The organism is Nonomuraea sp. bgisy101 (assembly GCF_057708945.1).
The window spans coordinates 322,486-345,463 of the sequence record NZ_JBYITD010000007.1; the positions used below are offsets into that span (position 1 = coordinate 322,486).

Consider the following 22,978-nt stretch of genomic DNA (forward strand, 5'->3'; position numbering starts at 1 on the left):
GTCGCGCGAGGGAAGTACTCCCTGCGTACGACGTCCGATCGGACATATCCGTCTATTGTGCCGGTATGAAGGTTGATCGGGACGTGGTGCTCGCGGTGGTGATCGCGGCGGCCCAGGTGGGCGGAGAGATGCTGCTCTCGCCAGGACTGGCCCCGCTCGACTACGGGTTGCTGCTTGCCGGCACGCTCGTGCTCGCGTTCAGGCGGCGGTATCCGATCACCGTGCTGGCGGTCACCGTCGCCTGCCTGCTCGCCTACTGCGCCCGCGCCCACCCCGGAGCGACGGTGGTCTTCCCCGTGCTCGTCGCCGTCTCCACCACGGTCCGGCAGGGCAGGCGCCCGGCCGCTCTGGCCGCCATCGTCGTCTTCGTCGCCGGCATGTTCGCCATCGGGCAGGACTCGACGGCGGCGCTGTCGCCCAGGTCGGCGATCGAGAGCAAGGTGCTGCTGGTCGGCTGGCTGGTGGCCGCGGCGGTGATCGGCGAGGCCCAGCGGGCCTGGAGCCACTACCTGGAGGAGGTCGAGCAGCGCGCGGCGGAGGCGGAGCGGACCCGTGAGGAGACCGCGCTGCGCCGCGCGGGGGAGGAGCGGCTGCGCATCGCCAGGGAACTGCACGACTCGCTCACGCACAGCATCTCGATCATCAAGGTGCAGGCGGGAGTGGCCGCCCATCTGGCCCGCAAGCGCGGCGAGGAGGTGCCGCCGTCGCTGACGGCCATCCAGGAGGCGAGCGCCGACGCGATGCGGGAGCTGCGTGCCACGCTGGAGGTGCTGCGCTCGGAGGAGGGCAGCGGCCTGGACCAGGTGCCCGAGCTGGTCGACAGGGCGCGCGCGGCGGGGCTGCCCGCCGAGGTCGAGGTGAGCGGATCCCCGCGCCCCCTGCCGACCGAGGTCGACAGGGCCGCCTACCGCATCGTCCAGGAGGCGCTGACCAACATCACCAGGCACGCGGGGCCCGCCTCCGCCTCCGTCCGCATCGGCTACCTGCCCGACGAGGTGGTCGTGCAGATCGACGACGACGGCGCCGCCGTACCCCACCAGAGGCATCAGCCGGGCGTCGGGCTGACGGGGATGCGCGAGCGCGTCACCGCGCTCGGCGGCCACCTGCGCGCCGAACCGCGGCCCGAAGGCGGCTTCACCGTCAGGGCCGAGCTCCCGGCGGCACGGTCATGATCAAGGTACTGCTCGCCGACGACCAGGCGCTGATCAGGGCGGGCTTCCGCGCCCTGCTGGAGGCCGAGGACGACCTGGAGGTGGTCGGGGAGGCGGCCGACGGCCGCCAGGCCGTCGAGCTCGCCGTACGGCACCGCCCGCAGGTCGCGCTCGTCGACATCCAGATGCCGGTCATGGACGGCATCGAGGCCACCAGGCGCATCGCCGCGGACGAGAGCCTGGCCGGTGTGCACGTGGTGATGCTGACGAACTACGGCGTCGACGAGTACGTGCTCGACGCGCTGCGCGCGGGCGCGGCCGGCTTCCTGCTGAAGGACACCGACCCCGCCGACCTGCTGTCCGGGATCAGGGTGGCGGCCAGGGGTGACGCGCTGCTGTCGCCGACGATCACGCGGAGGCTGATGGACGAGTTCGTCATGCGCGCGCCCGCCAGCCAGGTGACCGACCTCGACCCGCTGACCAGGCGCGAGCGGGAGGTGCTGTCGCTGGTGGGGCGCGGCCTGTCCAACGACGAGATCGCCGCGCACATGGTGATCAGCCCGTTCACCGCCAAGACCCACGTCAGCAGGGCGATGGTGAAGCTGGGCGCGCGCGACCGCGCCCAGCTGGTGGTCATCGCCTACGAGTCCGGCCTGGTCTCGAAGCGCAGCTCGTCGGTGAACCGGGTGCCGCCCTCAGGGGTGTCGCCCAGGTAGAAGCGGACGCTCATCGTCCTGTCATGGGTGTCGAGCACGGTCGTCCACGTGGTCCGCCACATCTTGTCCGCCCCCGCGGCGACCTCGTCCAGCGCGCTCGCCAGGCCTCGGGCCGACAGGGGCGCGCCCTTGCCGCGCTCGTGCAGCGTGCGGAGCCTGCCGAAGGTGTCCATCGTGGTCTCGTCGTCGGCAGGCAGCGCCATCGGGTCGGGGTAGCGATGCAGCGGATGGTTGGTCACGCACAACGGCGCGTCACCCGCTTCGACGATCCGCTCGCTCTCCCACACGAACGCCTTCCCCGAGGCGTCGGCGATCAGGTAGTGCAGGGGCAGGCCGTGGTCGTACTGCTTGGCCATCAGCAGCGCCCTCTTGGCCTGCTCGACGTTCTCGCAGGTGTCGAGCACGAACCTGGGCAACTGCACCGAGCTCAGCCCGACGCCCGGCTCGGCCGATCCGGGCGGCTCGGCCCTGCTCACGTCGGCGATCAGCAGCACGACCGCCAGGCCCGCCTCGTTGACGCCGTCCATGCAGCCGTCGAGCTCGTTCATGGTGATGACGGTGGAGGCCGGCCCCTCGTCGGGGATCGTGGTGATCACGTAGGGGCGGGAGGCCATGGGGAGCTCGCCGGGCGCCGGAGCCTGGCGGCCCATGATCTCGCTGGTGGTCTGCGTGAAGAAGTCGTAGTTGCGGGCGATCCTGCCGTGCCCGTCGGTGGCGGCCGAGGGCGGGCACCACAGTGCCGAACAGCCCGACCCCGTCGGCAGGGCGTTCAGCCCGTCAAGGACGAGGTCGTCACGGTCGGGGTCGAGGTCGAAGGCGGCGGCCACGCCGTCCAGCCGTTCGTGATGCTGCGGCCAGAAGTGCTCGAACCAGGCCATGCGCGCCCTGTTCACCGTCTGGTCGGCCGGTCGCGGCGCCCAGCCGGCACGGGTGCGCGCCTCCTCCGCCAGGGACCTGCCGATGTCGAACTGGCTGCCACGCACGGTGAGATGCCTGACGAGCTGGAAGTCGTTCTCGCTGCCCGCGATCTGGGTGATGGTCATGCCCCGAGCCTCGGCGGGGGCGCTGACCGCGCGCCTACCGCCCGCTGACCGCCCTGCCGCGGCGCGCCTTCGTCCCGCTGACAGCGCCTACGTCCCGCTGACCGCCCTGCGGTAACGCTCCGACAGCGTGCGGACCACCTCCGCCAGCTCCGGCGGCTCGATCACCTCGAAGTCGACGCCGAGCAGGCCGATCCAGACCGCGATGCCGGTGAGGTCGTCGCCGCCGACGTGCGCGATCGAGGTGTGCTCGTCGACGGGCTCGAAGTCCATCCCCGTCGGCAGGCCGCTCATCCGCTCGGCGGAGGCGTGGACCAGCACCTTCGCCCGGTAGCGCCACATCGCGGTGTTGAGGCCGCGCTCCACGTGCTCGGCCACGTCGAAGGGCAGCTCGCGCGGGGTGAAACGGGGGCCGTTCGGGGTACGGACGGAGATCCTGTCGACCCTGAACGTCCGCCAGTCGCGCCGCTCGACGTCCCACGCCAGCAGGTACCAGCGGCCACGCCGGTGCACCAGCCGGTACGGCTCGGCGTCGCGCCTGCTGCCGGTGCCGTCATGCCCCGTGTAGTCGAAACGCAGGCGCTCGTGGTCGCGCGCGGCGTTGGCGATCGTGGTCAGCACCTCGGGCGGCACCGAGGGCGCCGCGCCGGGGATCTGCACGGTGTAGGCGTTGAGCGCGCCCACCCTGCGCCGCAGCTTGGCCGGCAGCACCTGCTCCAGCTTGGCCAGCGCCCGCACCGAGCTCTCCTCGATGCCCGCCACGCCGCCGCCCGCCGCCCTGCCCAGGCCGACCGCAACCGCGACCGCCTCCTCGTCGTCGAGCAGCAGCGGCGGCAGGGCGGCGCCCGCCCCGAGACGGTAGCCGCCTGCCACACCCGGTGTGGCGTGCACCGGGTAGCCGAGGGTGCGCAGCCGCTCGACGTCGTTGCGCACCGTCCGGGTCGTCACGCCCAGACGGTCGGCCAGCTCAGGGCCTGACCAGTCCCTGTGCGCCTGGAGCAGGGAGAGCAGCTTGAGCAGGCGAGCCGAGGTTTCCAGCATGCGACCAGTGTGCCGCCTAACGAGGAACGTCCGCTTCCGTGATCACCACGATCTTGCCGAGAAGATGCCCTTCCTCGCTCAGCCGGTGAGCGTCGGCCGCGTCCTCCAGCCGGTAGACGCGGGCGATCGGCATGCGCACGCTCCCCGACGCCACCACGTCCCTGACCGGCGCGGGATCGGTGCCGCCCGTGGAGAAACGCACCCCGAACTCGCCCGCCGTCGGGTCGGCGATCGTGACGACCTTGTCCGCGTCCCCGGTCAGCCGCACGGAGTCGGCGAGCACGCCCCTGCCCGAGGCGTCCAGGACGGCGTCCACCGGGCCCACCCTGTCCGCCCACCCGTCGCCGTAGGTGACGGGGATGACGCCGAGGTCGCGCAGGAACGCGTGATGGGCCTCGCTCGCCGTACCGACGACCTCGACGCCCATGGCTCGCGCCAGCTGCGCGGCGACCAGGCCGACGCCGCCCGCCACCGCGTGGATCAGCAGCCTCCGGCCGTGCCCGCCGCCGTGCCCGCCATGCCCGCCGCCGTGCCCGCCGCCGTGCCCAAGGTCGTGCCCGAGGCCGAGCTCGGCCAGCGTCCTCATGGCGGTCTCCGCCGCCACGGGCAGCGCCGCGGCCTCCTCGTAGGTGAGATGGTCCGGCTTCTCCAGCAGCTCGGCGGGGTCGGCCAGCACATGGTCGGCCAGGCCGCCGGTCGGGACCCTGCCGAAGACCGGCTGCCCCACCCGCCAGCCCGCCACGCCCTCGCCGAGCGCGTCGATCGTCCCGGAGACCTCGATTCCCGTGCCGGTCGAGCCCTCCAGCGGGACGACCATGTAGCCCCTGCGGAACTTCCAGTCGAGGGCGTTCACCGCGGCGGCCCTCACCGCGATCCTGACCTGGCCCGGGCCCGGCGCCGGGATGCTCACCTCGTCGACGGTGAGCACGTCCGCCTCGCCGTACTCGCGGTAGCGGACGGCGCGCGAGGTGGCCAGCAGGACCGCCTTGCCCACCAGGGTGCGCCCCTCGATGGCGGCGTGCGCGTCGGCCGCCCTGTCCAGCGGCACGGCCAACCCGATCGTCGGCGTGATCCCGGCGGCGAAGGCCCGCTCCGCCAGACGCCTGAACTCCTGCGGCGTGAACTGGACCTGCTCCATGCCCGTGACGGTGATCCCGCGCCTGCCCGCCTCGGCCGCGTCGACGGGGGCCGGCCCTCCCGCCGTGACACCGTAGGCGAAGAATCTGCCACCCCGCGCGGTCAGCTCGAAGGCCCGCGCGCCCTGCTCGCCGCCGACCCCGTCGAAGACGACGTCGAACCCGCTCCGCCAGGCCCCTCCGGCGGCGGCCGCGTCCCCGGCATGCGGCGCCCCCTCGGCGTGGGCGGCGTCCCGGGTGTGGGCGGCGTCCCCGGAGTGCGTCGGCCGCTCGGTGTGAGCCGCGTCCCCGATGCGGATCGCGTCCCCGGAGTGCGTCGGCTGCTCGGGGGGCGCCGCCTGCTCGGTGTGGGTCGCGCCGAGGAGTTGGGCCCGCCGTCGCTTGGCCGTACCGGACGCGATGGCGGTGACCTCGGCGCCCGCCGCCGCGGCCAGCTCCACCAGCACCAGGCCCAGGCCGCCGCCCGCGCCGGTGACCAGAACCCTCGCCCCCGGCTTCAGCTCCGCCGCGTCCACCAGGCTGAGCGCGGCTGGACCCACCTGCAGCAGCGCCGCCGCGTCGCGCAGAGACAGCCCAGGGGGCACGGGCACCAGCGCGTCCGCGTCGGCCGACGCCTGCTCGGCGTACCCACCGCTGACCATGGCGGCGACCCTGCGCCCCAGCCACGAGGGGTCCACGCCGTCGCCGACCGACAGCACGGTCCCCGCCACGCCGGTGCCTGGCACGTACGGCGGCTGCGCTCCGAACCACTCCCTGCCCCAGCCCGTGCGCAGCTGCGCCTCCACCGAGAGGACGTCGGCCGCCGCCACGCCCACGACGACCTGCCCTGGGCCCGCCACCAGGTCGTCGACCTCGCGCGCTCGCAGAACCTCGGGACCGCCGAACTCCGTGACCTCGATAATCTTCATGCCGAGCAGTCTCGAACCTCAAGCATGCTTCAGGTCAAGTTCGTCTAGCCGAAGAGCTTCTGCGCCTGCTGGAGGAGTGTCAGCACGGTCAGCGATCCGAAGAAGGCCACCGACCAGACCAGGGCCGCGAGCCGGTAGCTGCGTACCTTGATCGGCCCCGGCAGCGCTCGCCTGTTGAGCACGATCAGCAGGATCGAGTACACGAACATCATCGCCGCGGCGAAGCACGCCGAGAGAACCAGCAGGATCAGCGGCTGGTCGAAGCCCGCGAGCAGGACGGCGATCCCGACCAGCGCCATCGCCCAGACGATGATGAAGTAGACCCTGTTGACCGAGATCGGCCGGTCGCGCAGGTAGACCGTCTTCAGCACGTCGGAGGCGAGCCTGCTGGTGTAGTCGACGATGCCCATCGCGGAGGCGAACAGCGACAGCGCGCCGATCACCCAGAACAGCACGCCGAACCACGCGCCCACCGTGGCCTGCAGCGCCTCGCCCTCCACCTTGAGGAAGCCGATGCTGTTGGCCAGCCCCTCCTTACCGAAGACCGTGGAGTAGGCGAGCATCGACATCAGCGCGATGGTCACGAACGACACCACGGCGAACGTCGAGGCCTGCTCCACGTTCGCGAAGCGCCACCAGGCCCGCCACCTGGCCAGGTTCTCCTTCGTGGGCGCGAACTGGAACCCGGTCGACGAGGCCGCCTCCTCGTGACCGGTGACCGGACTGACCAGCCGCGGCACGTAGTGGCCCATGCCCAGGCCCTTGTCGCGGATCCAGTTGCTCTGGCACAGGTTCTGTCCGCCGCCCGCGCCCGCGTAGGCGATGGCGCCCATCAGCAACGCGAACTCCAGCGGCGGGACCGGCAGGCTCGCGTCCACCGTGAGACCCCTGCCCAGCGCCACCCACGCGTCCGCGTTGATCGCGAACAGCACGGCCACCACGATCAGCGTGACCACCAGTGCGATCTTGACGAAGATCACCCGCTCCAGCATGGTGTAGATGACCGGCGCGAGCGTCAGCCCGAGCGCGATCACCAGGAGCATGCCGATCGCGATGAAGCGGACGTTGCCGCCCGTCAGGTACGTCACCATCGTCGCGGAGGTCGTCACCCAGCCGGGCCACAGGTTCGACAGCAGCGTCATCACGACGAACACCGCGCCCCAGTGCTTCCAGAACCGGCTGAACCCGGTCAGCGCGGTCTCGCCCGTGGCCAGCGTGTACCGCTCGATCTCCATGTTGAGGAACCACTGCGTGACGATGCCGATCAGCGCGCCCCAGATGAAGACCAGGCCGACCTGCGAGGCGATGTAGGGCCACAGGATGAACTCGCCGGAGGCGAGCCCCACTCCCGCGCCGACGAGCCCCGGCCCGATGAGGCGCCACTTCGAGACGGGGGCGTCGGGCAGATCCCTGACGGTGACCGGTGGAAGGACGTGCTGCGGCACTGTAGGCGTGAACACGCCAGCCCTCTACCCGATCAGCACCACATATTCACCGTTCTTCGTGAAATCCGCGACCCGCCCGCCGTCCGCCATCAACCCGCCCAGCACCTCGCGCATCGCAAGCCGCCACGCCATCGCCGCCGACGGGTCCTCGTGGCGCAGCGCCTCGATGTCGGCGGGCGTGCCGACCAGCGCCACCGGCCCCTTCACCTGCCCCCTGACGGGGAGGCGGTCCTCCTCCTCCAGCGCCACCACGCCCTCGTACGGCACGGCCGGGGCGTCCTGCTCCTTCACCAGCCACTCGACCACCAGGCGGTCGGACTCGTCGCCCTCGTTGATCGCGTCGGCCATCGCGCCGTAGAAGCCCTCCACGTACTCGATGGCGCGCGCGCCGAGCTTGGCGAGGTTGAAGTGGGCGTTGCGGCGCACCAGCGGGTCGAACGTCCACGTGATCCGGTCGATGCCGCGCTCGGCGCACCAGGCGCGCTGGTGCGTCTTGAGCGCGTGGCCGACGCCCCTGCCGGGCGCGGCGCCGGTGACGTGGGAGTGCAGGGTGTTGTCCTTGGCCAGAATGCCCACCGACGCGCCGACCAGCCTGCCGCCCTCGTAGGCGCCCGCGACGTAGCCGCCGGTGTGGGAGAAGACCCGCATCAGCTCCACGGTCACCGGTGGGTTGGCGGGAGCGGGGTGCCAGATCTCGTCGAACAGCCTGAAGACGTCGGCGAACTCGCCGATCTGGCGCAGCTCCCGCACCACCACCTGGGCTTTCGTCACCTTGGGAAATCTATCCGAGCCCGCGGGGCCGACACCTGCGAGCCGCGCCTTTCCTGAGGCGGCCGAATGCCCTGCCGATCCGGCGCTGCTCGGCAGGGTCAGGAGGCCAGGACCGAGGACACCAGCGCCCGTAGCAGCCGCATCCGGCCCGGCATCTCCGCCACGACCACGTGCTCGTGGTCGGCGTGCGCGCCTCCGCCCACCCCGCCGAGCCCGTCCAGTGTCGGCACGCCGAGCCCCGCCGTGAAGTTGCCGTCCGAGGCGCCGCCCACCGACGCCGACGTCAGCGCCCCGAGCCCCAGTTCCTCGGCCAGCCGCGCCGCCTCGGCGAACAGCTCCGCCGACAGCGCCGCCTCCATCGGCGGCCGGTTCGGCCCGCCGCTCATCTCCAGCCGCGTCCCCTTGAGCTGCGGCGACAGCGCCCGCATCAGGGTGTCCACCTTCGCCTGGGCGGCCAGCGTCGGCACCCGCACGTCCACTCCGACCCGTGCCAGGGCGGGCACCGTGTTCACCGTCGTCCCGCCGGCCAGCACGGTCGGCGTGACCGTCGTCCCCGTCACCGGCTCATCCTCGTCGACGAGTTCGGCCACGCCCGCGATCGTGAGAATCTGGTGGGCCAGCTCGATCCCCGCGTTGGCCCCGTTCCACGGTTCGAGCCCGGCGTGCGCCGCCTTGCCGTACACGGTGACCGTGTAGTCGGAGGTGCCCTTGCGCGCGGTCTTCAGCGCGCCGCCGTCCGCGCTCGCCTCCAGCACGAACGTGGCCGCCAGGCCGCGGGCGGCGTCCTCGATCAGCGTGCGCGAGGTGACCGAGCCGACCTCCTCGTCGCCGGTGACCAGCACGCAGACGCCGTCGAGCGAGTCGAGCCCGGCCAGCGCGTGGAACATCTGCACGAGCCCAGCCTTCATGTCGAAGACCCCTGGCCCGCGCGCGATCCCGTCGACGACCGACCACGGGTGGGTGGCCAGCGTCCCCATCGGCCAGACGGTGTCGTGGTGGCCGAGCAGCAGCACCTTGGGCGTGCCGAAGCTCCACCGCAGGTGCGTGACACCGTCGATGACGATCGTCTCCGGCTGCGCGCCCAGGTGACGGGCGCCCATCGCGGCGACCACCTTCGCGCTGCGCGCCACCGCGTCCAGGTCACTGGAGAAGGACTCGCAGCTGACCAGCTCACCGAGGTCCTCGATCACGCCAGCGCCTTCCCGAACAGGCGGTGCACGTTCCCGCCGACGATCTTGCGGACGTCCGCCTCGGGCACTCCGCGGGCCAGCAGCCCCTCGGTGACCATCGGCAGGCCGCTGGGCCCCTCGAGCCCCGGCACGCAGGCGCCGACGTCGAGACCGGTGGAGGAGATGGTCTCGCAGCACGGGGGAGTGAGGTCGCGCCTGACCTCGTCCATGAAGTCGGGCCCGAGCCCCACGTGGTCGATCCCCACGACGCCCACGATGTGCTCGATGTGGTCGAGCACGTGGTCGAGCGTCGCCTCGCGGGCGTTCTCGGTGAGGAAGGCGGCCAGGAAGTTGACGCCGATCACGCCGCCCGTCCCTGCCACCCCCCTGAGCTGCTCGTCGGTGAGGTTGCGGTGGTGGTCGCGCAGGGCGCGTGCGGAGGAGTGCGTGGCCATGACCGGCTTGGTCGCCAGCTCCAGCACGTGCGCGACGCCGGAGGCGCCCAGGTGGGAGACGTCGAACAGGATGCCCAGCCGTTCCATCTCCTTCAGCGCCTCGACGCCGTGGGAGGTCAGCCCGCTGCCCGTGGCGTCCTCGCCGCTGCCGTCGGCCAGCGGCGTACGGCCCCAGTGGGCGATCGAGGCGATCCGGACGCCGAGCCTGTGCACGGTCGGGATCAGCTCCACGCTGGCGTCGATGCCGGGCATGCTCTCCAGCGCCAGGACCAGCGCAATCCTGCCCGAGGCGATGGCCGCGTCGATCTGCGCGGCGTCCGTGCACAGCGCCACCTCGTCCGGGTTGCCCTCGGCGATCACGTGCGCGCACTCGATCATCCGCAGCGTCTGCCTGAGCGAGCCCTCCGGCCGGAACTCCGACGAGATGAACACCGGCAGCACCTGCAGGTTCACCTTGCCCGTCCGCAGCTGGGGCAGCCATTGGACGCGGAAGAACTCCGCCCACCGGTCCGGCGGCCTCGCCGAGACCGCCATGAGCAGATCGTTGTGCGTGTCTGCGACCACATGCGACGTCATGCCGAAGACGTTATCCGGTAGGCGGGCAGCGGCGGGAGGGCGGTGAGCCTGCGGTACAGCGTCGTCGGTCCTGGCCAGTTGTTGGTGACCCGCCCCTCGGCGGTCTTGTACCAGCTCTGGCAGCCGTTGTTCCACACCATCCGTTCCATCGCGGCCGCCAGCTGCCCGCGCCACGCCGCCATGGCCTCGGGCCTGACCTCCATGGGCCCGTTTCTCTCCAGGTATGGCAGGCACGCCATGACGTGCCGCACCTGGCACTCGATCATGAAGACGATGGAGTTGTGGCCGAGGTTCGTGTTCGGCCCGTAGAGGAGGAACAGGTTGGGGAAGTTCGGCACGGTGATGCCGAGATAGGCCTCGGCGCCGTCCTTCCACTGCTCGGCCAGCGACCTGCCGCCCAGCCCTGTGAACGCGATCGGCCGCAGGAACTCCGTGGACCTGAAACCGGTGGCGTAGATGATCGTGTCGGCCTCGCGCACGCCCTCGGCGGTCTCCACGCCCTTCGCGGTGATCCTGGCGATCGGGTCGGTGACGACGTCGACGTTGGGCCTGGTCAGGGCAGGGTAGAACGCGCTGTCGATGACCACCCTCTTGCAGCCGACGGGGAAGTCGGGCGTGAGCCTGGCACGCAGCTCCGGGTCGGCGACCTGGGCGTGCAGGTGGCCCAGCGCCCGCTTCCTCAGCATGCCGGCGCTCCAGCCCTGGGCGAGGGCGGGGTAGAGGGTGCCCTCGGCGTACCGGTAGATCCACTCGCGGTAGGCCCGCTGCAGGCCGGGAACGAGGCGGAAGGCGAGCGTGGCGGCGGGGCCGAAGGCGGAGTCGGGCTTGGGGATGACCCAGTTCGGGGTGCGCTGGAAGACGTCGAGGTGCTCGACCAGCGGCTGGATGCGGGGGATGAACTGCGCGGCGGACGAGCCGTTGCCGATCACCGCGACGCGGCGGCCGGTCAGATCGTGGTCGTGGTTCCAGCGGGCGCTGTGGAAGGCGACCCCTGCAAAGCTCTCAATTCCCGAAATTTCGGGGTATGAGGGGCGGTTCAGCTGCCCGACGGACGACACCACGACATCGAACTCCTCGGTCCCTTCGCCGGTGGTGACCTGCCAGCGCCGGCCGTCGAACGCGGCGGAGACGACCTCGGTGTTGAGCCGGATCTTCGGCCTGACACGGTACTTGTCGGCGCACATGTCAAGATAGGCCAGGATCTCCGGTTGCTCGGGGTAGCGGCGGGTCCAGCTCGCGTACTTCTCGAACGAGTACGAGTACAGATGGGAGGGGATGTCGCAGCCCGCCCCCGGATAGCTGTTGTCGCGCCAGGTGCCGCCGACGCCGCCCGCCTTCTCGTAGACCGTGTAGGAGCCGATCCCCGCGCGCTCCAGCCTGATCGCCATGCACAGACCGCCGAACCCCGCACCGATGATCGCGACCCTCATGCGTCCCTCCACAGATGTCAGGATCCACTTACGGTAGGCGGCGCTCGTTCACCTGTCGAGGCACCCGAGCCGGTAGTCTGCGCTGGTGACGCTGGCAGATGTGATCAACGTGTTCGAGGCCGCCTATCCGCCGCAAAGGGCCGAGTCGTGGGACGCCGTCGGCCTGGTCTGCGGAGATCCCGCACAGCCCGTGCGGCGGGTGCTGTTCGCCGTCGATCCCGTGCCCGTCGTCGCGGAGGAGGCGTTCGACTGGGGAGCCGACCTGATCGTCGTCCACCACCCCCTCTACCTTCGCGGCACCACCAGCGTCGCCGCGACCACCTACAAGGGACGGCTGATCCACCAGCTCATCCGCAACGACGTCGCCCTCTACACCGCCCACACCAACGCCGACGTCGCCAACCCCGGCGTCTCCGACGCGCTGGCCCGCGCCGTCGGCCTGGTCGGCGACCTCGTGCCGCTGCAGCCGTTCCCCGACGACCCCTGGCGCGGCCTCGGCCGCGTCGGCGACCTTCCCCGCACCATGACGCTCGGCGAATTCGCCGAGCAGGCCCTGGCCGGGCTGCCCACGACCTCGTGGGGGCTGCGCGTGGCGGGCGAGCCGTCCACGCCCGTCAAGCGGGTGGCCGTCAGCGGCGGCTCGGGAGACTCCCTCCTCGGTACGGCGCGCGCCGCGGGCGTCGACGTCTTCCTCACCGCCGACCTGCGCCATCACCCCGCCAGCGAGTTCGTCGAGGCCGGCGGCCCCGCCCTGGTCGACGCCGCCCACTGGGCCACCGAGTGGCCATGGCTCGACAGCGCGGCGTCCATCCTGAGCTCCAGTGGCGTTAACGTTGAGACGCGCGTCTCCGCCACGGTCACCGATGCTTGGACAAGAGGATATTGATCATGAAAGCAGCCCCTGCCGAACAGAAACGACTGCTCGACCTGGCCGAGCTCGACTCCGCTGCCGATCGTCTGGCCCACCGCCGCCGCACGCTGCCCGAGCTGGCCGAGATCGACGAGCAGTCGAAGCAGTTCGCCCAGCTGGCCACCCAGGTGATCGCCGCCGAGACCGAGGCCGGCGACCTGGCCCGAGAGCAGACCAAGGCGGAGAGTGACGTCGACACCGTGCGCACCCGCGCCGAGCGGGACCAGAAGCGCCTCGACTCCGGCATGGTCACCTCGCCCAAGGACCTGTCAAGCCTGCAGTCCGAGATCGCCTCGCTGCACCGCCGCCAGGGCGACCTGGAGGAGGTCGTGCTGGAGATCATGGAGCGCCGCGAGGCCGCCGACTCCAAGGTCACCGACCTGATCGCCAAGCGTGACGAGATCGCCTCCACCCGCGGCGCCGCAGAGGACCGTCGTGACACCGCCCTCGCCGAGATCGACAAGGAGGCCGCCGACGTCGCGGGGCGCCGCGCCGGCGTCGCCACCGAGATCCCCGCAGACCTGCTCGCCCTCTACGAGAAGCTGCGCGGCCAGTACGGCGTGGGCGCCGCGATGCTGCACGGCGGCCGTTGCATGGGCTGCAAGGTGACGCTCTCGATCGCCGACATGAACCGGATCAAGGCCGCGCCCCACGACGAGGTGCTGCGCTGCGAGGAGTGCCGCCGCATCCTCGTCCGCACCCCCGAGTCCGGCATCTGACCCTCGGCCCCGACTCGGCCTTCAGCGATCAAGGAGCAGTCATGAGCACGACCTCGTACCTCATCGAGGCCGACGGCGGGTCGAGGGGCAACCCCGGTCCCGCCGGCTACGGGGCCGTCGTCATGGACGCCGCCGACAGCCAGGTCCTCGCCGAGGTGGCCGAGGCGATCGGCGTGGCCACCAACAACGTCGCCGAGTACCGCGGCCTGATCGCGGGGCTCACCTCCGTGCTCGACCTCGGCGGCGAAGGTGCCGCCGTCGAGGTCCGCATGGACTCCAAGCTCGTCATCGAGCAGATGGCGGGCCGCTGGAAGGTCAAGCACGAGGGGCTCAGGCCGCTCGCCCTCGAGGCGCAGGCGCTGGTCAGGCGGCTGAGGGTCACCGGGTGGACGTGGATCCCCCGTGAGCGCAACAAGCACGCCGACCGGCTGGCCAACGAGGCGATGGACGCGGCGGCCAAGGGGCTGGCGTGGAAGGCGGGCGGCGCCGCCGTACGTGAGTCCGGCGCCGCGGGCGGCGTCGCCGAGCGGGATGCAGGCATCTCGGGCGGCACCGCGGAGCGGGATTCGGGCGGCGTCAACGCGGCTGGTCCTTCGCCCGTCGGGCTCGGGGCGGCCGCGCCGAAGGCGGGGGAGCAGACCGACCTGCTCGACCTGTCGGCCCCCACCGCCTCGCTGGTCACCCGGCAGGCCGCCAAAGGCACCGGCTGGGGTCCCGCCACCAGGGTCGCCACCTCCCTGCTCCTGCTGCGTCACGGCGAGACCCCGCTGTCGGCCGAACGCCGCTTCTCCGGCCTCGGTGACGCCGAGCTCACCGCCAACGGCCTGGCCCAGGCGAGTGCGGCGGCGCGCAGGCTGGCGGCGCCGCCGTACCGGATCGACGTGATCGTCAGCTCCCCGCTCAAGCGGGCCCGGCAGACCGCCGAGATGGTCGCCCGGCTCGTCGGCGTCGAGGTCGAGATCGACGAAGGGCTCAGGGAGACCGACTTCGGCGCCTGGGAAGGCCGCACCTTCACCGAGATCCAGCGCGAGTGGCCCGACGAGCTGGCCGCCTGGCTGGCCGACCCCACCGTCGCGCCGCCCCAGGGCGAGAGCTTCGCCGAGGTGGCGCGCCGGGTCGAGGCGACCAGAGATCGGCTGATCGAGCGCTACGAAGGCAAGACCGTGCTGGCCGTCTCCCACGTCACGCCGATCAAGACGTTCCTCAGGCTCGCGCTGCTCGCGCCGCCGGAGGCCCTCTACCGCATGCACCTCGACCTGGCGTGCCTGTCGCTGATCGACTTCTACGCCGACGGCCCGGCGGTGATGAAGACGTTCAACGACATCTCCCACCTGCGCTGACCCGGGCACGGCCGGGCCGTTCCCGACGCCGCGAGGCTCACCGGACCCGGCCGGGACCCTGGGCGCCGCCCTCACGTCACGGCGCTCTCGCCGGCGGGGTGGGAGGGGGCGGGGATGCGATAATCTCGGGGGAGACGAGCCGGCCGGGCGACCGCGTCGAGCCCCTTCGCGGGGCTCGCCGAGGAAGGTCCGGGCTCCACAGGGCAGGGTGGTCGGTAACGCCGACCCGGGGCGACCCGCGGGCTAGTGCCACAGAGAGCAGACCGCCTCCCGGTCATCCGGGAGGTAAGGGTGAAAGGGTGGTGTAAGAGACCACCAGCGCCCACGGTGACGTGGGCGGCTAGGTAAACCCCACCTGGAGCAAGGTCAAGAAGGGACGCTCCCAGGAGCGTCCCGCGCGCGGCGTTCGAGGACTGCCCGTCCGAGCCGCGCGGGTAGACCGCTTGAGGCCGCCGGCAACGGCGGTCCTAGATGGATGGTCGCCCCTTCGTTCGCGAAGGACAGAACCCGGCCTACAGGCCGGCTCGTCTCTCTCCGCCTCTCTGACCAGGGGCGGAGCACTCTTCACGATCTCCCGTTCCGTGATCTTGGGAAGTGGAAGCACGTCGACCGCTCCAAAGGGTGCGAGTCCGCGCCTGGCGCATGGCACGACGAGGGCACATGACGACGTGGGCGCCGGAAGGCGGCGGCCCGCGGTGAGCGGGCCGCCGCGTCACCTGCGCGCGCTCACGTCCCGGCCGCGGGGACGGGCACCAGACCGCGCTCGGCGAAGACCTGCTTGGCGATCGAGGTGGCGACCAGCGCCCGCGGCATCCCGCAGTAGACGGCCGCCTGCAGCAGAGCCTCGGTGATCTGGTCCGGGGTCAGCCCCGCGTTGAGCGCGATCCTGAGATGCATCTTGAGCTGCGGCTCGCAGCTCCCCAGTGTGGTGAGGATGCCCAGGATGACGAGCTGCCGGTCGCGCGGCGGCAGCGCGGGCCGGTCGTAGATCTCGCCGAACGCCCAGGAGATCACCTGGTCGGCGAGGTCGGGCGAGACGTCGTCGAGGGCGGCGGTGACGTGCGCGCGGGCGGTGCCGTCCAGGCGGTCCAGGACGTCTTCGCCGTGCTTGCGGCGATCTGTTGTCATGTCTTCCTCACCAGCGGACGTGGAGGCTGTCGGGGTGGCGGTAGCGCCAGCCGTGGAAGGCGGGCGGCCGGTCCGCGTCGGCCCGCAGGCCGGGCAGGCGTTCCAGCAGCACTTCCAGGCTGATGCGGACGATCTCCGGCACGAAGTCGATGGCCAGGCAGCGGTGCCGGGCGTAGCCCAGCGAGACGTGCGGGTGCAGCGGCCGGTGGAGGTCGAAGCGGTCGGGGTCGTCGAACACGCTCTCGTCCCGGTTGGCGGAGGCGACGATGGCCGCGACCGGCGCGCCCGCCGGCAGCGTCACCCCGGCCAGCGTGACCTCGCCGGGCGCCGAGCGCATGAGCGCGCCCACAGGCGAGATCCACCGCAGCGCCTCGTGCACGGCCGGCGGCAGCAGCGAGAAGTCGGCCTTGACCGCCGCGTACTGCTCCGGGTTGCCGAACAGGCCCAGCAGCGCGTAACTGGCCGCGATCGACGGCTCCTCGATGGCGCTCATCACCAGCCGCAGCGTCGGCAGCACCTCCTCCAGCGTGCGCGGGTTCTCGGGCGGCCGGCCCGCGTGGATGAGGTTGGAGAGCGTGGACTGGTTGGGGCTCTTGGTGTACCGCTCGACGGTCGGCGTCAGGGCCCGGTTGATCTCGGCGGCCGTGTCCTCGCCCAGCTTCTGCTTGGCGGGGTCGCCCTCGAAGTTGGTGATGCCGGTGTTCAGCCCGCGCGACCACCGCAGGAAGATCTCCGGGTCCACCTGGTCCAGGCCGAGCACCTTGGCCTCGGACAGGACGGCGATGGGGCCGAGGTAGTCGCGCTTCAGCTCGGCCTCGCCGCGGCCGGCGATGGTCTCGACGTACTTCTCGGCCAGCCGCCGGACGTCGTCGGCGAAGAAGCGGTGCACGGTCTCGGTCGAGTAGTCCACGTCCACGCAGGCGCGCAGCTCGGCGTGGGCGTCCCCCTCGGTGCCCAGCATGTTGCCCTGCCCGCACACCCGCGCCACGAGGGACTGGGGGAAGTGGGTGGTGAAAGACTGCGGGCGGCTGACCACCGTTACGACGTCGTCCCAGCGGGTCACCATCCACTGGTTGATCGCGGGCAGGAAGGCGACCGGCTCCTCCTTCCGCAGCCGGGCGTAGATCGGGTACGGATCCTCGTTGAGCTGGTCGAGTGTGATGCTCTCGGTGAAAGTGCTCATGGAGAAAGGTCCTCTCAATCCCTTCAGGGGCTCACTGGGGCTCAGCGGGTCAGGGCGGTGAGCGGGTGCCTTGCCCGGGGCTCGGGGCCGCCAGGCGCGCGCACGTCGCGCAGCACCTCCCGCAGGTCCGCCAGCAACTTGTCGGCGGTGTCGAAGCTGAATCCGTTGCGGATCACGAAACGCAGGACCTGGATCTCCTCCAGCGCGGGCGGCAGGTGGTAGGCGGGCACCTGCCAGCCGCGGCGGCGCAGCCGGTCGGACAGCTCGCGCGCGGTGCAGCCCAGATCGTCCGCCGTCCTGACGGCGAACACCGGCAGGTCGCTCCCGTCGGTGAGCGGTTCGAGACCGCCGAGCTCGGAGATGCCGGCCACCAGGTGCCGGGCCACGTCCTGGCAGGTCTGCTGGACCGCGCGGTACCCGTCGAAGCCCAGGCGCAGGAAGTTGTAGTACTGGGCCGCGATCGGGGCGCCCGACCGGGAGAAATTGAGGGTGAACGTCTCCTGCGGGCCGCCCAGCACGTCGGTGTGGAGCACCAGGTCGTCTGGCAGGTCGGCGGCGTCCTGCCAGACCACCCAGCCGACCGCCGGGTAGACCAGCCCGAACTTGTGGCCGGAGGCGTTGATCGAGCGCACCCGCGGCAGCCGGAAGTCCCACACCAGGTTGGGCTGGAGGAAGGGTGCGACGAAGCCGCCGCCGGCCGCGTCCACGTGCAGCGGCACGTCGATGCCCCGCTCCGCCTCCAGCCGGTCCAATGCGGCGGCGATCTGCGCGACGGGGTCGTACGCGCCGGTCTGGGTGGAGCCGAGCACGGCGACGACGCCGATCGTGTTCTCGTCGCAGTGGCTCGCCACGTCCTCGGGGTCGAGCCGCAGGTCGAAGGCGCCGCCGTGGTGGCGGATCGGCACCAAGCGGGCCTCGACGTCCCAGTAGCGGCAGAACTTCTGCCAGCACACGTGGGTGTTGGTGCCGATGACGAGGTTGGGCCGGTCGCCCGCGTGGCCGCGCCGCCGCCAGGCGAACTTCATCGCCAGGCCGCCCAGCATGGCCGCCTCGCTGGAGCCCGCCGTCGAGCAGCCGATGCCGTGGCCTGGGTCGTGCCACAGCTCGGTGAGCATGTTGACGCAGCGCCCCTCCAGATCGGCGATCTGCGGATACTCCTCGCGGTCGACCATGTTCCGGTCGAGGCACTCGCCGATCAGCTCCTTGGCCTGAGGCTCCATCCAGGTGGTGCTGAACGTGGCGAGGTTGAGGCGGGCGTTGCCGTCCATCATCAGCTCGTCGCGGATGATCGCCAGGGCGGCGTCGGGGTGCATGGGGCCGTCCGGGAGACGGTAGCGCGGCACCCCGCCCTCGGAGATCAGCCCGCTGTAGAGCGGGTTCACGCTCAGGGCGGCGGCGGAACGATCGGCGCCAGCCCTCTTGTGCAGGTTCGACATGGTCGGTCTCCCGTCCTGGGTACGGTTCGAGCCGCGGCCTGTCGTGCAGAGATCACCACCGGCAATTTCCCACCATTCGCGCCGATGGGAGGCAAGGCAATCAGGACGGCGCGACTTCGTGAGGTCCGGCCGACGGGACGAGCTGCGGCCTGGGGGCCGGTCTCGCGCGGGCGGAGGTCACAGTCGGCCGGACTGATCACAGAGGCAGGCAGCCACCCGAGGTACTGCCAGGAATGGCGGCGGGGCAGAACAACATCACCCGCTGACCGTGGGGACGACGTCGTTCGGGGTCGCATCGCCCCTCGGGAAAGTACCGGCGAGCTCTCTTGTAGGGTCCCTTCATGACCATCATCGACCTGGCCGATCTGCGGTCGGCCACCGCGAACGCGGCGGCGCTGTGGAAGGCACTGGGCGACGTGCGCGGCTGCGACGTGGTGCAGCGGCCGGGGTTCGTCGGTGTCGGGGGTGACGAGCGGGCGGGGCTGCGGATCATCCTCCAGTCGCCCTCGCCGGGCGCGGACGACGTCGCCGAGCTGACCGAGCTGGCCAAGGGCTGGACGCGCGGCCCCGTGCTCGTCGAGGACTCCTACGGCGTCGTCGACATGAGCGCGATCGGGCTGGAGCCCCGCCGGCTGCCCGTCATGATCCGCAGACCGGGCGAGGCCCTGCCGCCCGCGGCTCTCGAGGTCGTCAGGGTCGAGCGGGAAGAGCAGCTCGAGACCGCCGAGCGGATCGTGGTCGAGGGCTTCCCGCTGTCCCGCTTCCAGCCGCACCGGCCACGGCAGGCCTTCCCCACGGCGCTGCTGGGCTACGACGGCGTCGAGCTGTTCGTCGTGGAGAAGGACGGCGAGCCCGCCGGCGCGTGCCTGACGGTCGCCGACGGCACGGTGGGCGGGCTCTACTGGGTGACCACCCTGCCCGAGTTCCGTTCGACGGGAATCGGGAGGGCGCTCATGCACGCGGTGCTCGGCGGCCTGCTGAAGGACCTGCCGGTCACCCTGACGTCGGCGAAGGCCGGCAAGCCGCTCTACGACTCGCTCGGCTTCACCACCATCACGCAGTCCACGTGGTGGTCGTCGCCGTGATCCCTGGCGGGGCCGCCTAGCGGGCGGCCCAGTCCGCCAGGATCGCCGCCTCCTTGCCGGGGGCGATGCCGTGGACGTTCTTCCTGCCGAACACCCGCTCGCCGACGGGGATATCTCTCAGCCACTCCCAGGTGTCCCTGACGGTCTCGGCCACGGTACGGCAGCGCAGCCCGGCCGCCTCGGCCTTCGCCGTGGAGATCGTCCAGAAGTTGGCCATCTCGGGTGCCGCCGGCGCCCACAGGGGCAGCTCCATCCAGACCCCGACCTCGTGGTCGAGCAGGAACCGGTCGTCCACCCACACGAACTCCGCGTCCGAGCCCGTGGCCTGCCTGCACAGCTCCAGCCACTCGCCGAAGGTGGTGTTGCCCGCCGGCCCCGTGACCATGAAGCGGTCGCTGACGCCCTTCTCCGCCTGGTCGAGGGTGAAGATCGCGATGTCGCGCGCGTCGATCAGCTGCATCGCCACCGAGGGGTCGCCGGGAGCCAGGACCTTGCCGCCGCGCTCGATCCTGGTCAGCCACCACGGCAGCCTGGCCACGTTCTCGTAGGGGCCGAGGATGAGCCCTGGCTGGATGATCAGTGTGTTGCCCTCGAACCCCTGCTCGACCGCGCGCTCGCAGCCCGCCTTGAGCACGCCGTACTCGCCGTCCTCGGGTCCCGCGTCGGGAGCGCAGTCCCACAGGCCGGACTCGTCCGTCGCCCGCTCGGCGGGGAAGCCGCGCACCGCCGAGACCGTCGAGATGAAGGCGTAGGTGTCCGCGAGCCCCGACAGCCGCCGCGCGGACCGGCCCGCCACGCGCGGCACGTAGGCAGAGGTGTCCACGACGATGTCCCAGCGCCGCCCCTCCACCAGGCGGTCCAGGTCCGCCTCCGACTCCCTGTCGCCGTGCACGGCCTCCACGCCGGGCACGTCAGGGTAGCTCTGCCCCCTGTTGAACGTCGTGACCTCGTGCCCGCGGGCGAGTGCCTCCGACACGATCGCGCGGCCGAGGAACGCTGACCCTCCGATGACCAGAACTCTCATGAAGGCATTCTTCGGGTATGACACGCGATCCACGCCATCACTTCACCGAGAGCGTAGGCGCCGTCACGGCCCCTCCTCCGCCCGGACCAGGGCGCCCGTGGGAACCGCCGCGGCGGCCAAGGGGTTGGGCAGGATGTGCACCCGCGCGGAGGGGATGTCGAAGTAGAGCCCCACCAGCTCCAGCGACCCCGCCGCCACCTGCTCGGCGACCTTCCTGTGCGTGCGCAGGTTCTCCAGCTGCTGCATCACGTTCACTCTGCACAGCCGGTCGAGCGGGCCCGTGTCGCTGCCGTCGCTGTCCGACTGGATGAACCTGGCCAGGCTGTGGTTGCCGTGCCGCAACCACCGGCGCAGCCCCGGCAGGCTGCCCGCCTTCTCCCCGCCTGACAGCAGCCCAGCCATGGCCCCGCACCCCGAATGCCCGCACACCGTGATCGTCCGTACGCCCAGCACCTGCGTGGCGTACTCGATCGCCGCCGACACCGAGTCGTCATGCGGACGCGAGCCGTACCGGGGGACGAGGTTGCCGATGTTGCGCACCACGAACAGGTCGCCAGGACCGCTGGCGGTGATGAGCGTGGGCACGATGCGGGAGTCCGCGCACGTGATGAACAGGTGCGTCGGCTGCTGCTTGTGCGCCAGCTCGGTGAAGATGGGCCGCATCCGGGGAGCCGCACGCCGGTGGAACTCGCGTGCGCCCACGGTCAGCTCGCACTCGGCGGGACCGCCCTGTTCGGGCACCGCGGAACCCCTGCGCCTGCGGCGGTGCGCCCACGGTAGCCACCAGCGCTCGTGCGCCTTGGGCGGCGTCTTGGCGGGGAACATCCGGTTGCCGCCGGCGGCCAGGCTGTACCACTCGTCGTGCAGTTCGTCGATGTCGACACTGCCGCCCGAGCGCTCGTGCTTGAGCCGCCACGAGTGCAGCGCCTCGAAGGCGGCGTTGTCCATGAAGTCGATGTTGAGGTCGAGGTCGACGGGCACGCCAGGCGGGATCGCCCGCAGCTCGTCGGTGAGCCTGGGCACGCCGAGGAAGGTGAGCGACCCCGAGATCGTCACGTGCCGCCTGTCGCCCGGCTCCTGCCGTACGTGCACGGAGACCCACGTCAGGCGCCGCAGCGCCAGCAGGACGGCCAGCGCGAGCCCGAACAGCACCCCCTCCGCCAGGCCGAGCACGACCACGCCCGCCAGCGTGATCATGTAGACGGGCACCTCGCCGTGGCCGTGGACCTTCCGCACGTGACCCAGGTTGATCATCTGCAGGCCGATGAAGGCCAGCAGCGCGGCCAGCGCCTCCAGCGGGATCAGCCGGATCGCCCAGCCGAAGGACAGGACGAAGACCAGCACCCACACGCCGTGCAGGACGGCCGACCAGCGGCTGCGGGCGCCGGCCTGGACGTTCGTGGTGCTGCGCACGATCACGCCGGCGATGGGCAGCCCGCCGAGCAGGCCCGACACGATGTTGCCCAGGCCCTGCCCGCGCAGTTCCCTGTCCAGGTCGGTGCGGGGCCCGTCGTGCTGGCCGTCGATGGCCACCGAGCACAGCAGCGACTCCACGCCCGCCAGCAGCGCCACCAGCATGACCGCGGCGAGGATGCCGTGCCAGTCGCCCGCGGGCAGCACGGGCGGCGTCCACCGCAGCAGATCGTCCGGCAGGTCCACCCTGGTGACGTCCCAGCCGAACACCGCGGCCGCGGTCGAGGCCAGCAGCAGCGCGGCCAGCGGCCCTGGGACCAGGCGGATCCCTCGCGGCAGCCACTTCCACACCAGCAGCACGCCGATCGTGATCAGCCCGACGGCGGCCGCGTGATTGTGCAGGTTCACGACCTGCGCGGGCAGTTCGAGCAGGTTGTCGATGGCCGCGCTCTGCGGGCTGCCGCCCAGCACCACGTGCAGCTGCGACAGCGCGATCACCACGCCCACACCCGCGAGCATGCCGTGGATGACGGCAGGGGAGACGGCCAGCGCCACGCGGGCGGCCCTGAAGGCGCCGAGCATGAGCTGCACCACACCGGCCAGCAGCGTGATCACGCAGGTGGCCCGCCACCCGTAGGTGTGCACGAGGTCCGCCACCACCAGTGACAGGCCCGCGGCAGGCCCGCTCACCTGTACGGCGGAGCCGCCGAACAGCCCCGCCACCACGCCGCCGACGATCGCGGCGATCAGCCCCGCGGCCAGTGGCGCGCCTGAGGCGACGGCGATTCCGAGTGACAGAGGGACCGCGACGAGGAAGACCACCAGCGACGCGGGCACATCATGTCGAAGGGCAGTCAGTACGTTACTCTGAGTGTCCACTGCCAGACTGTATCGGCTGACAG

General features: G+C 71.6%; 19 protein-coding genes and 1 other RNA gene. 7 read left to right on the top strand and 13 right to left on the bottom strand.

Annotation, left to right across the window (positions count from 1 at the left end; all coding sequences use genetic code 11):
* Positions 1-65 precede the first annotated feature (65 nt).
* Together AC3EO4_RS16145 and AC3EO4_RS16150 are read left to right on the top strand one after the other, a co-directional pair.
* Positions 66-1,172: a sensor histidine kinase gene (locus AC3EO4_RS16145; RefSeq protein ID WP_431896290.1), complete on the top strand. Its 1,107-nt coding sequence runs from the start codon at positions 66-68 to the stop codon at positions 1,170-1,172.
* Positions 1,169-1,867, top strand: coding sequence for a response regulator (locus AC3EO4_RS16150; RefSeq protein ID WP_379573853.1), 699 nt, complete (start codon positions 1,169-1,171; stop codon positions 1,865-1,867). Before AC3EO4_RS16145 ends, AC3EO4_RS16150 begins: the two co-directional genes overlap by 4 nt.
* Here the strand turns inward: AC3EO4_RS16150 and AC3EO4_RS16155 are convergent.
* The 8 genes from AC3EO4_RS16155 to AC3EO4_RS16190 form a co-directional block, all read right to left on the bottom strand.
* Entirely contained in the window at positions 1,792-2,910 is a 1,119-nt protein-coding gene (locus AC3EO4_RS16155) for a C45 family autoproteolytic acyltransferase/hydrolase (RefSeq protein WP_379573854.1), read from the bottom strand. The genes AC3EO4_RS16150 and AC3EO4_RS16155 overlap by 76 nt on opposite strands.
* An 87-nt stretch (positions 2,911-2,997) precedes the next feature.
* The gene (locus AC3EO4_RS16160) at positions 2,998-3,948 is read right to left on the bottom strand and encodes a helix-turn-helix transcriptional regulator (RefSeq protein WP_379573855.1); all 951 of its coding nucleotides are present in this window, start codon (positions 3,946-3,948) and stop codon (positions 2,998-3,000) included.
* 16 nt (positions 3,949-3,964) lie between these two features.
* Positions 3,965-5,992, bottom strand: a complete 2,028-nt coding sequence (locus AC3EO4_RS16165; protein WP_431896292.1) for a zinc-binding dehydrogenase — start codon at positions 5,990-5,992, stop codon at positions 3,965-3,967.
* A 44-nt stretch (positions 5,993-6,036) separates the two neighbouring features.
* Positions 6,037-7,452, bottom strand: coding sequence for an Nramp family divalent metal transporter (locus AC3EO4_RS16170; RefSeq protein ID WP_431896294.1), 1,416 nt, complete (start codon positions 7,450-7,452; stop codon positions 6,037-6,039).
* A gap of 9 nt (positions 7,453-7,461) precedes the next feature.
* Complete coding sequence (locus tag AC3EO4_RS16175; protein WP_379573858.1) at positions 7,462-8,208, bottom strand: GNAT family N-acetyltransferase; 747 nt, start codon at positions 8,206-8,208, stop codon at positions 7,462-7,464.
* Between the two features lie 98 nt (positions 8,209-8,306).
* Positions 8,307-9,398: a M20/M25/M40 family metallo-hydrolase gene (locus tag AC3EO4_RS16180; protein WP_431896296.1), complete on the bottom strand. Its 1,092-nt coding sequence runs from the start codon at positions 9,396-9,398 to the stop codon at positions 8,307-8,309.
* Complete coding sequence (locus tag AC3EO4_RS16185) at positions 9,395-10,408, bottom strand: dipeptidase (protein WP_379573860.1); 1,014 nt, start codon at positions 10,406-10,408, stop codon at positions 9,395-9,397. Before AC3EO4_RS16185 ends, AC3EO4_RS16180 begins: the two co-directional genes overlap by 4 nt.
* Complete coding sequence (locus AC3EO4_RS16190; protein WP_431896298.1) at positions 10,405-11,838, bottom strand: flavin-containing monooxygenase; 1,434 nt, start codon at positions 11,836-11,838, stop codon at positions 10,405-10,407. Before AC3EO4_RS16190 ends, AC3EO4_RS16185 begins: the two co-directional genes overlap by 4 nt.
* Positions 11,839-11,923: 85 nt before the next feature.
* On the opposite strand from AC3EO4_RS16190, the gene AC3EO4_RS16195 reads away from it, so the two are divergent.
* The 4 genes from AC3EO4_RS16195 (at position 11,924) to rnpB (ending at position 15,338) form a co-directional block, all read left to right on the top strand.
* Positions 11,924-12,724, top strand: a complete 801-nt coding sequence (locus AC3EO4_RS16195; protein WP_379573862.1) for a Nif3-like dinuclear metal center hexameric protein — start codon at positions 11,924-11,926, stop codon at positions 12,722-12,724.
* A gap of 2 nt (positions 12,725-12,726) precedes the next feature.
* A complete protein-coding gene (locus AC3EO4_RS16200) occupies positions 12,727-13,467 on the top strand; it encodes a zinc ribbon domain-containing protein (protein WP_431896300.1) in 741 nt (246 codons plus the stop codon).
* Between the two features lie 41 nt (positions 13,468-13,508).
* Positions 13,509-14,807, top strand: a complete 1,299-nt coding sequence (locus AC3EO4_RS16205; protein WP_431896302.1) for a bifunctional RNase H/acid phosphatase — start codon at positions 13,509-13,511, stop codon at positions 14,805-14,807.
* Between the two features lie 135 nt (positions 14,808-14,942).
* Positions 14,943-15,338: RNase P RNA component class A (gene rnpB, locus AC3EO4_RS16210), an RNA gene on the top strand.
* A gap of 195 nt (positions 15,339-15,533) precedes the next feature.
* Here rnpB and AC3EO4_RS16215 read toward each other — a convergent pair.
* From AC3EO4_RS16215 to gad, 3 genes are read right to left on the bottom strand one after another with little or no spacing between them, the layout of a single operon-like run.
* A complete protein-coding gene (locus AC3EO4_RS16215) occupies positions 15,534-15,935 on the bottom strand; it encodes a carboxymuconolactone decarboxylase family protein (RefSeq protein WP_379573865.1) in 402 nt (133 codons plus the stop codon).
* 7 nt (positions 15,936-15,942) lie between these two features.
* Positions 15,943-17,118 (bottom strand): cytochrome P450, encoded by a 1,176-nt coding sequence (locus tag AC3EO4_RS16220; RefSeq protein WP_431896303.1) that lies wholly within the window; start codon positions 17,116-17,118, stop codon positions 15,943-15,945.
* A gap of 41 nt (positions 17,119-17,159) precedes the next feature.
* Positions 17,160-18,554 (bottom strand): glutamate decarboxylase, encoded by a 1,395-nt coding sequence (gene gad / locus AC3EO4_RS16225; protein WP_431896305.1) that lies wholly within the window; start codon positions 18,552-18,554, stop codon positions 17,160-17,162.
* Between the two features lie 341 nt (positions 18,555-18,895).
* On the opposite strand from gad, the gene AC3EO4_RS16230 reads away from it, so the two are divergent.
* Entirely contained in the window at positions 18,896-19,639 is a 744-nt protein-coding gene (locus AC3EO4_RS16230) for a GNAT family N-acetyltransferase (protein WP_379573868.1), read from the top strand.
* 16 nt (positions 19,640-19,655) lie between these two features.
* On the opposite strand, the gene AC3EO4_RS16235 is transcribed toward AC3EO4_RS16230, so the two are convergent.
* Both AC3EO4_RS16235 and AC3EO4_RS16240 read right to left on the bottom strand, forming a co-directional pair.
* Positions 19,656-20,663 carry an NAD-dependent epimerase/dehydratase family protein gene (locus AC3EO4_RS16235; RefSeq protein WP_379573869.1) on the bottom strand — a complete coding sequence of 336 codons (1,008 nt, stop codon included), beginning with the start codon at positions 20,661-20,663 and terminating at the stop codon, positions 19,656-19,658.
* Positions 20,664-20,726: 63 nt separating this feature from the next.
* Positions 20,727-22,955: a SulP family inorganic anion transporter gene (locus tag AC3EO4_RS16240; RefSeq protein ID WP_431896308.1), complete on the bottom strand. Its 2,229-nt coding sequence runs from the start codon at positions 22,953-22,955 to the stop codon at positions 20,727-20,729.
* Positions 22,956-22,978: the final 23 nt, after the last annotated feature.

What these genes read in the sequence shown, in the direction of transcription:
- AC3EO4_RS16145 (WP_431896290.1), top strand. Translation starts at nt 66, where the DNA reads ATGAAGGTTGATCGGGACGTGGTGCTCGCGGTGGTGATCGCGGCGGCC.
- AC3EO4_RS16150 (WP_379573853.1), top strand. Translation starts at nt 1,169, where the DNA reads ATGATCAAGGTACTGCTCGCCGACGACCAGGCGCTGATCAGGGCGGGC.
- AC3EO4_RS16155 (WP_379573854.1), bottom strand. Translation starts at nt 2,910, where the DNA reads ATGACCATCACCCAGATCGCGGGCAGCGAGAACGACTTCCAGCTCGTC.
- AC3EO4_RS16160 (WP_379573855.1), bottom strand. Translation starts at nt 3,948, where the DNA reads ATGCTGGAAACCTCGGCTCGCCTGCTCAAGCTGCTCTCCCTGCTCCAG.
- AC3EO4_RS16165 (WP_431896292.1), bottom strand. Translation starts at nt 5,992, where the DNA reads ATGAAGATTATCGAGGTCACGGAGTTCGGCGGTCCCGAGGTTCTGCGA.
- AC3EO4_RS16185 (WP_379573860.1), bottom strand. Translation starts at nt 10,408, where the DNA reads ATGACGTCGCATGTGGTCGCAGACACGCACAACGATCTGCTCATGGCG.
- AC3EO4_RS16190 (WP_431896298.1), bottom strand. Translation starts at nt 11,838, where the DNA reads ATGAGGGTCGCGATCATCGGTGCGGGGTTCGGCGGTCTGTGCATGGCG.
- AC3EO4_RS16200 (WP_431896300.1), top strand. Translation starts at nt 12,727, where the DNA reads ATGAAAGCAGCCCCTGCCGAACAGAAACGACTGCTCGACCTGGCCGAG.
- AC3EO4_RS16205 (WP_431896302.1), top strand. Translation starts at nt 13,509, where the DNA reads ATGAGCACGACCTCGTACCTCATCGAGGCCGACGGCGGGTCGAGGGGC.
- AC3EO4_RS16215 (WP_379573865.1), bottom strand. Translation starts at nt 15,935, where the DNA reads ATGACAACAGATCGCCGCAAGCACGGCGAAGACGTCCTGGACCGCCTG.
- AC3EO4_RS16220 (WP_431896303.1), bottom strand. Translation starts at nt 17,118, where the DNA reads ATGAGCACTTTCACCGAGAGCATCACACTCGACCAGCTCAACGAGGAT.
- gad (WP_431896305.1), bottom strand. Translation starts at nt 18,554, where the DNA reads ATGTCGAACCTGCACAAGAGGGCTGGCGCCGATCGTTCCGCCGCCGCC.
- AC3EO4_RS16230 (WP_379573868.1), top strand. Translation starts at nt 18,896, where the DNA reads ATGACCATCATCGACCTGGCCGATCTGCGGTCGGCCACCGCGAACGCG.
- AC3EO4_RS16235 (WP_379573869.1), bottom strand. Translation starts at nt 20,663, where the DNA reads ATGAGAGTTCTGGTCATCGGAGGGTCAGCGTTCCTCGGCCGCGCGATC.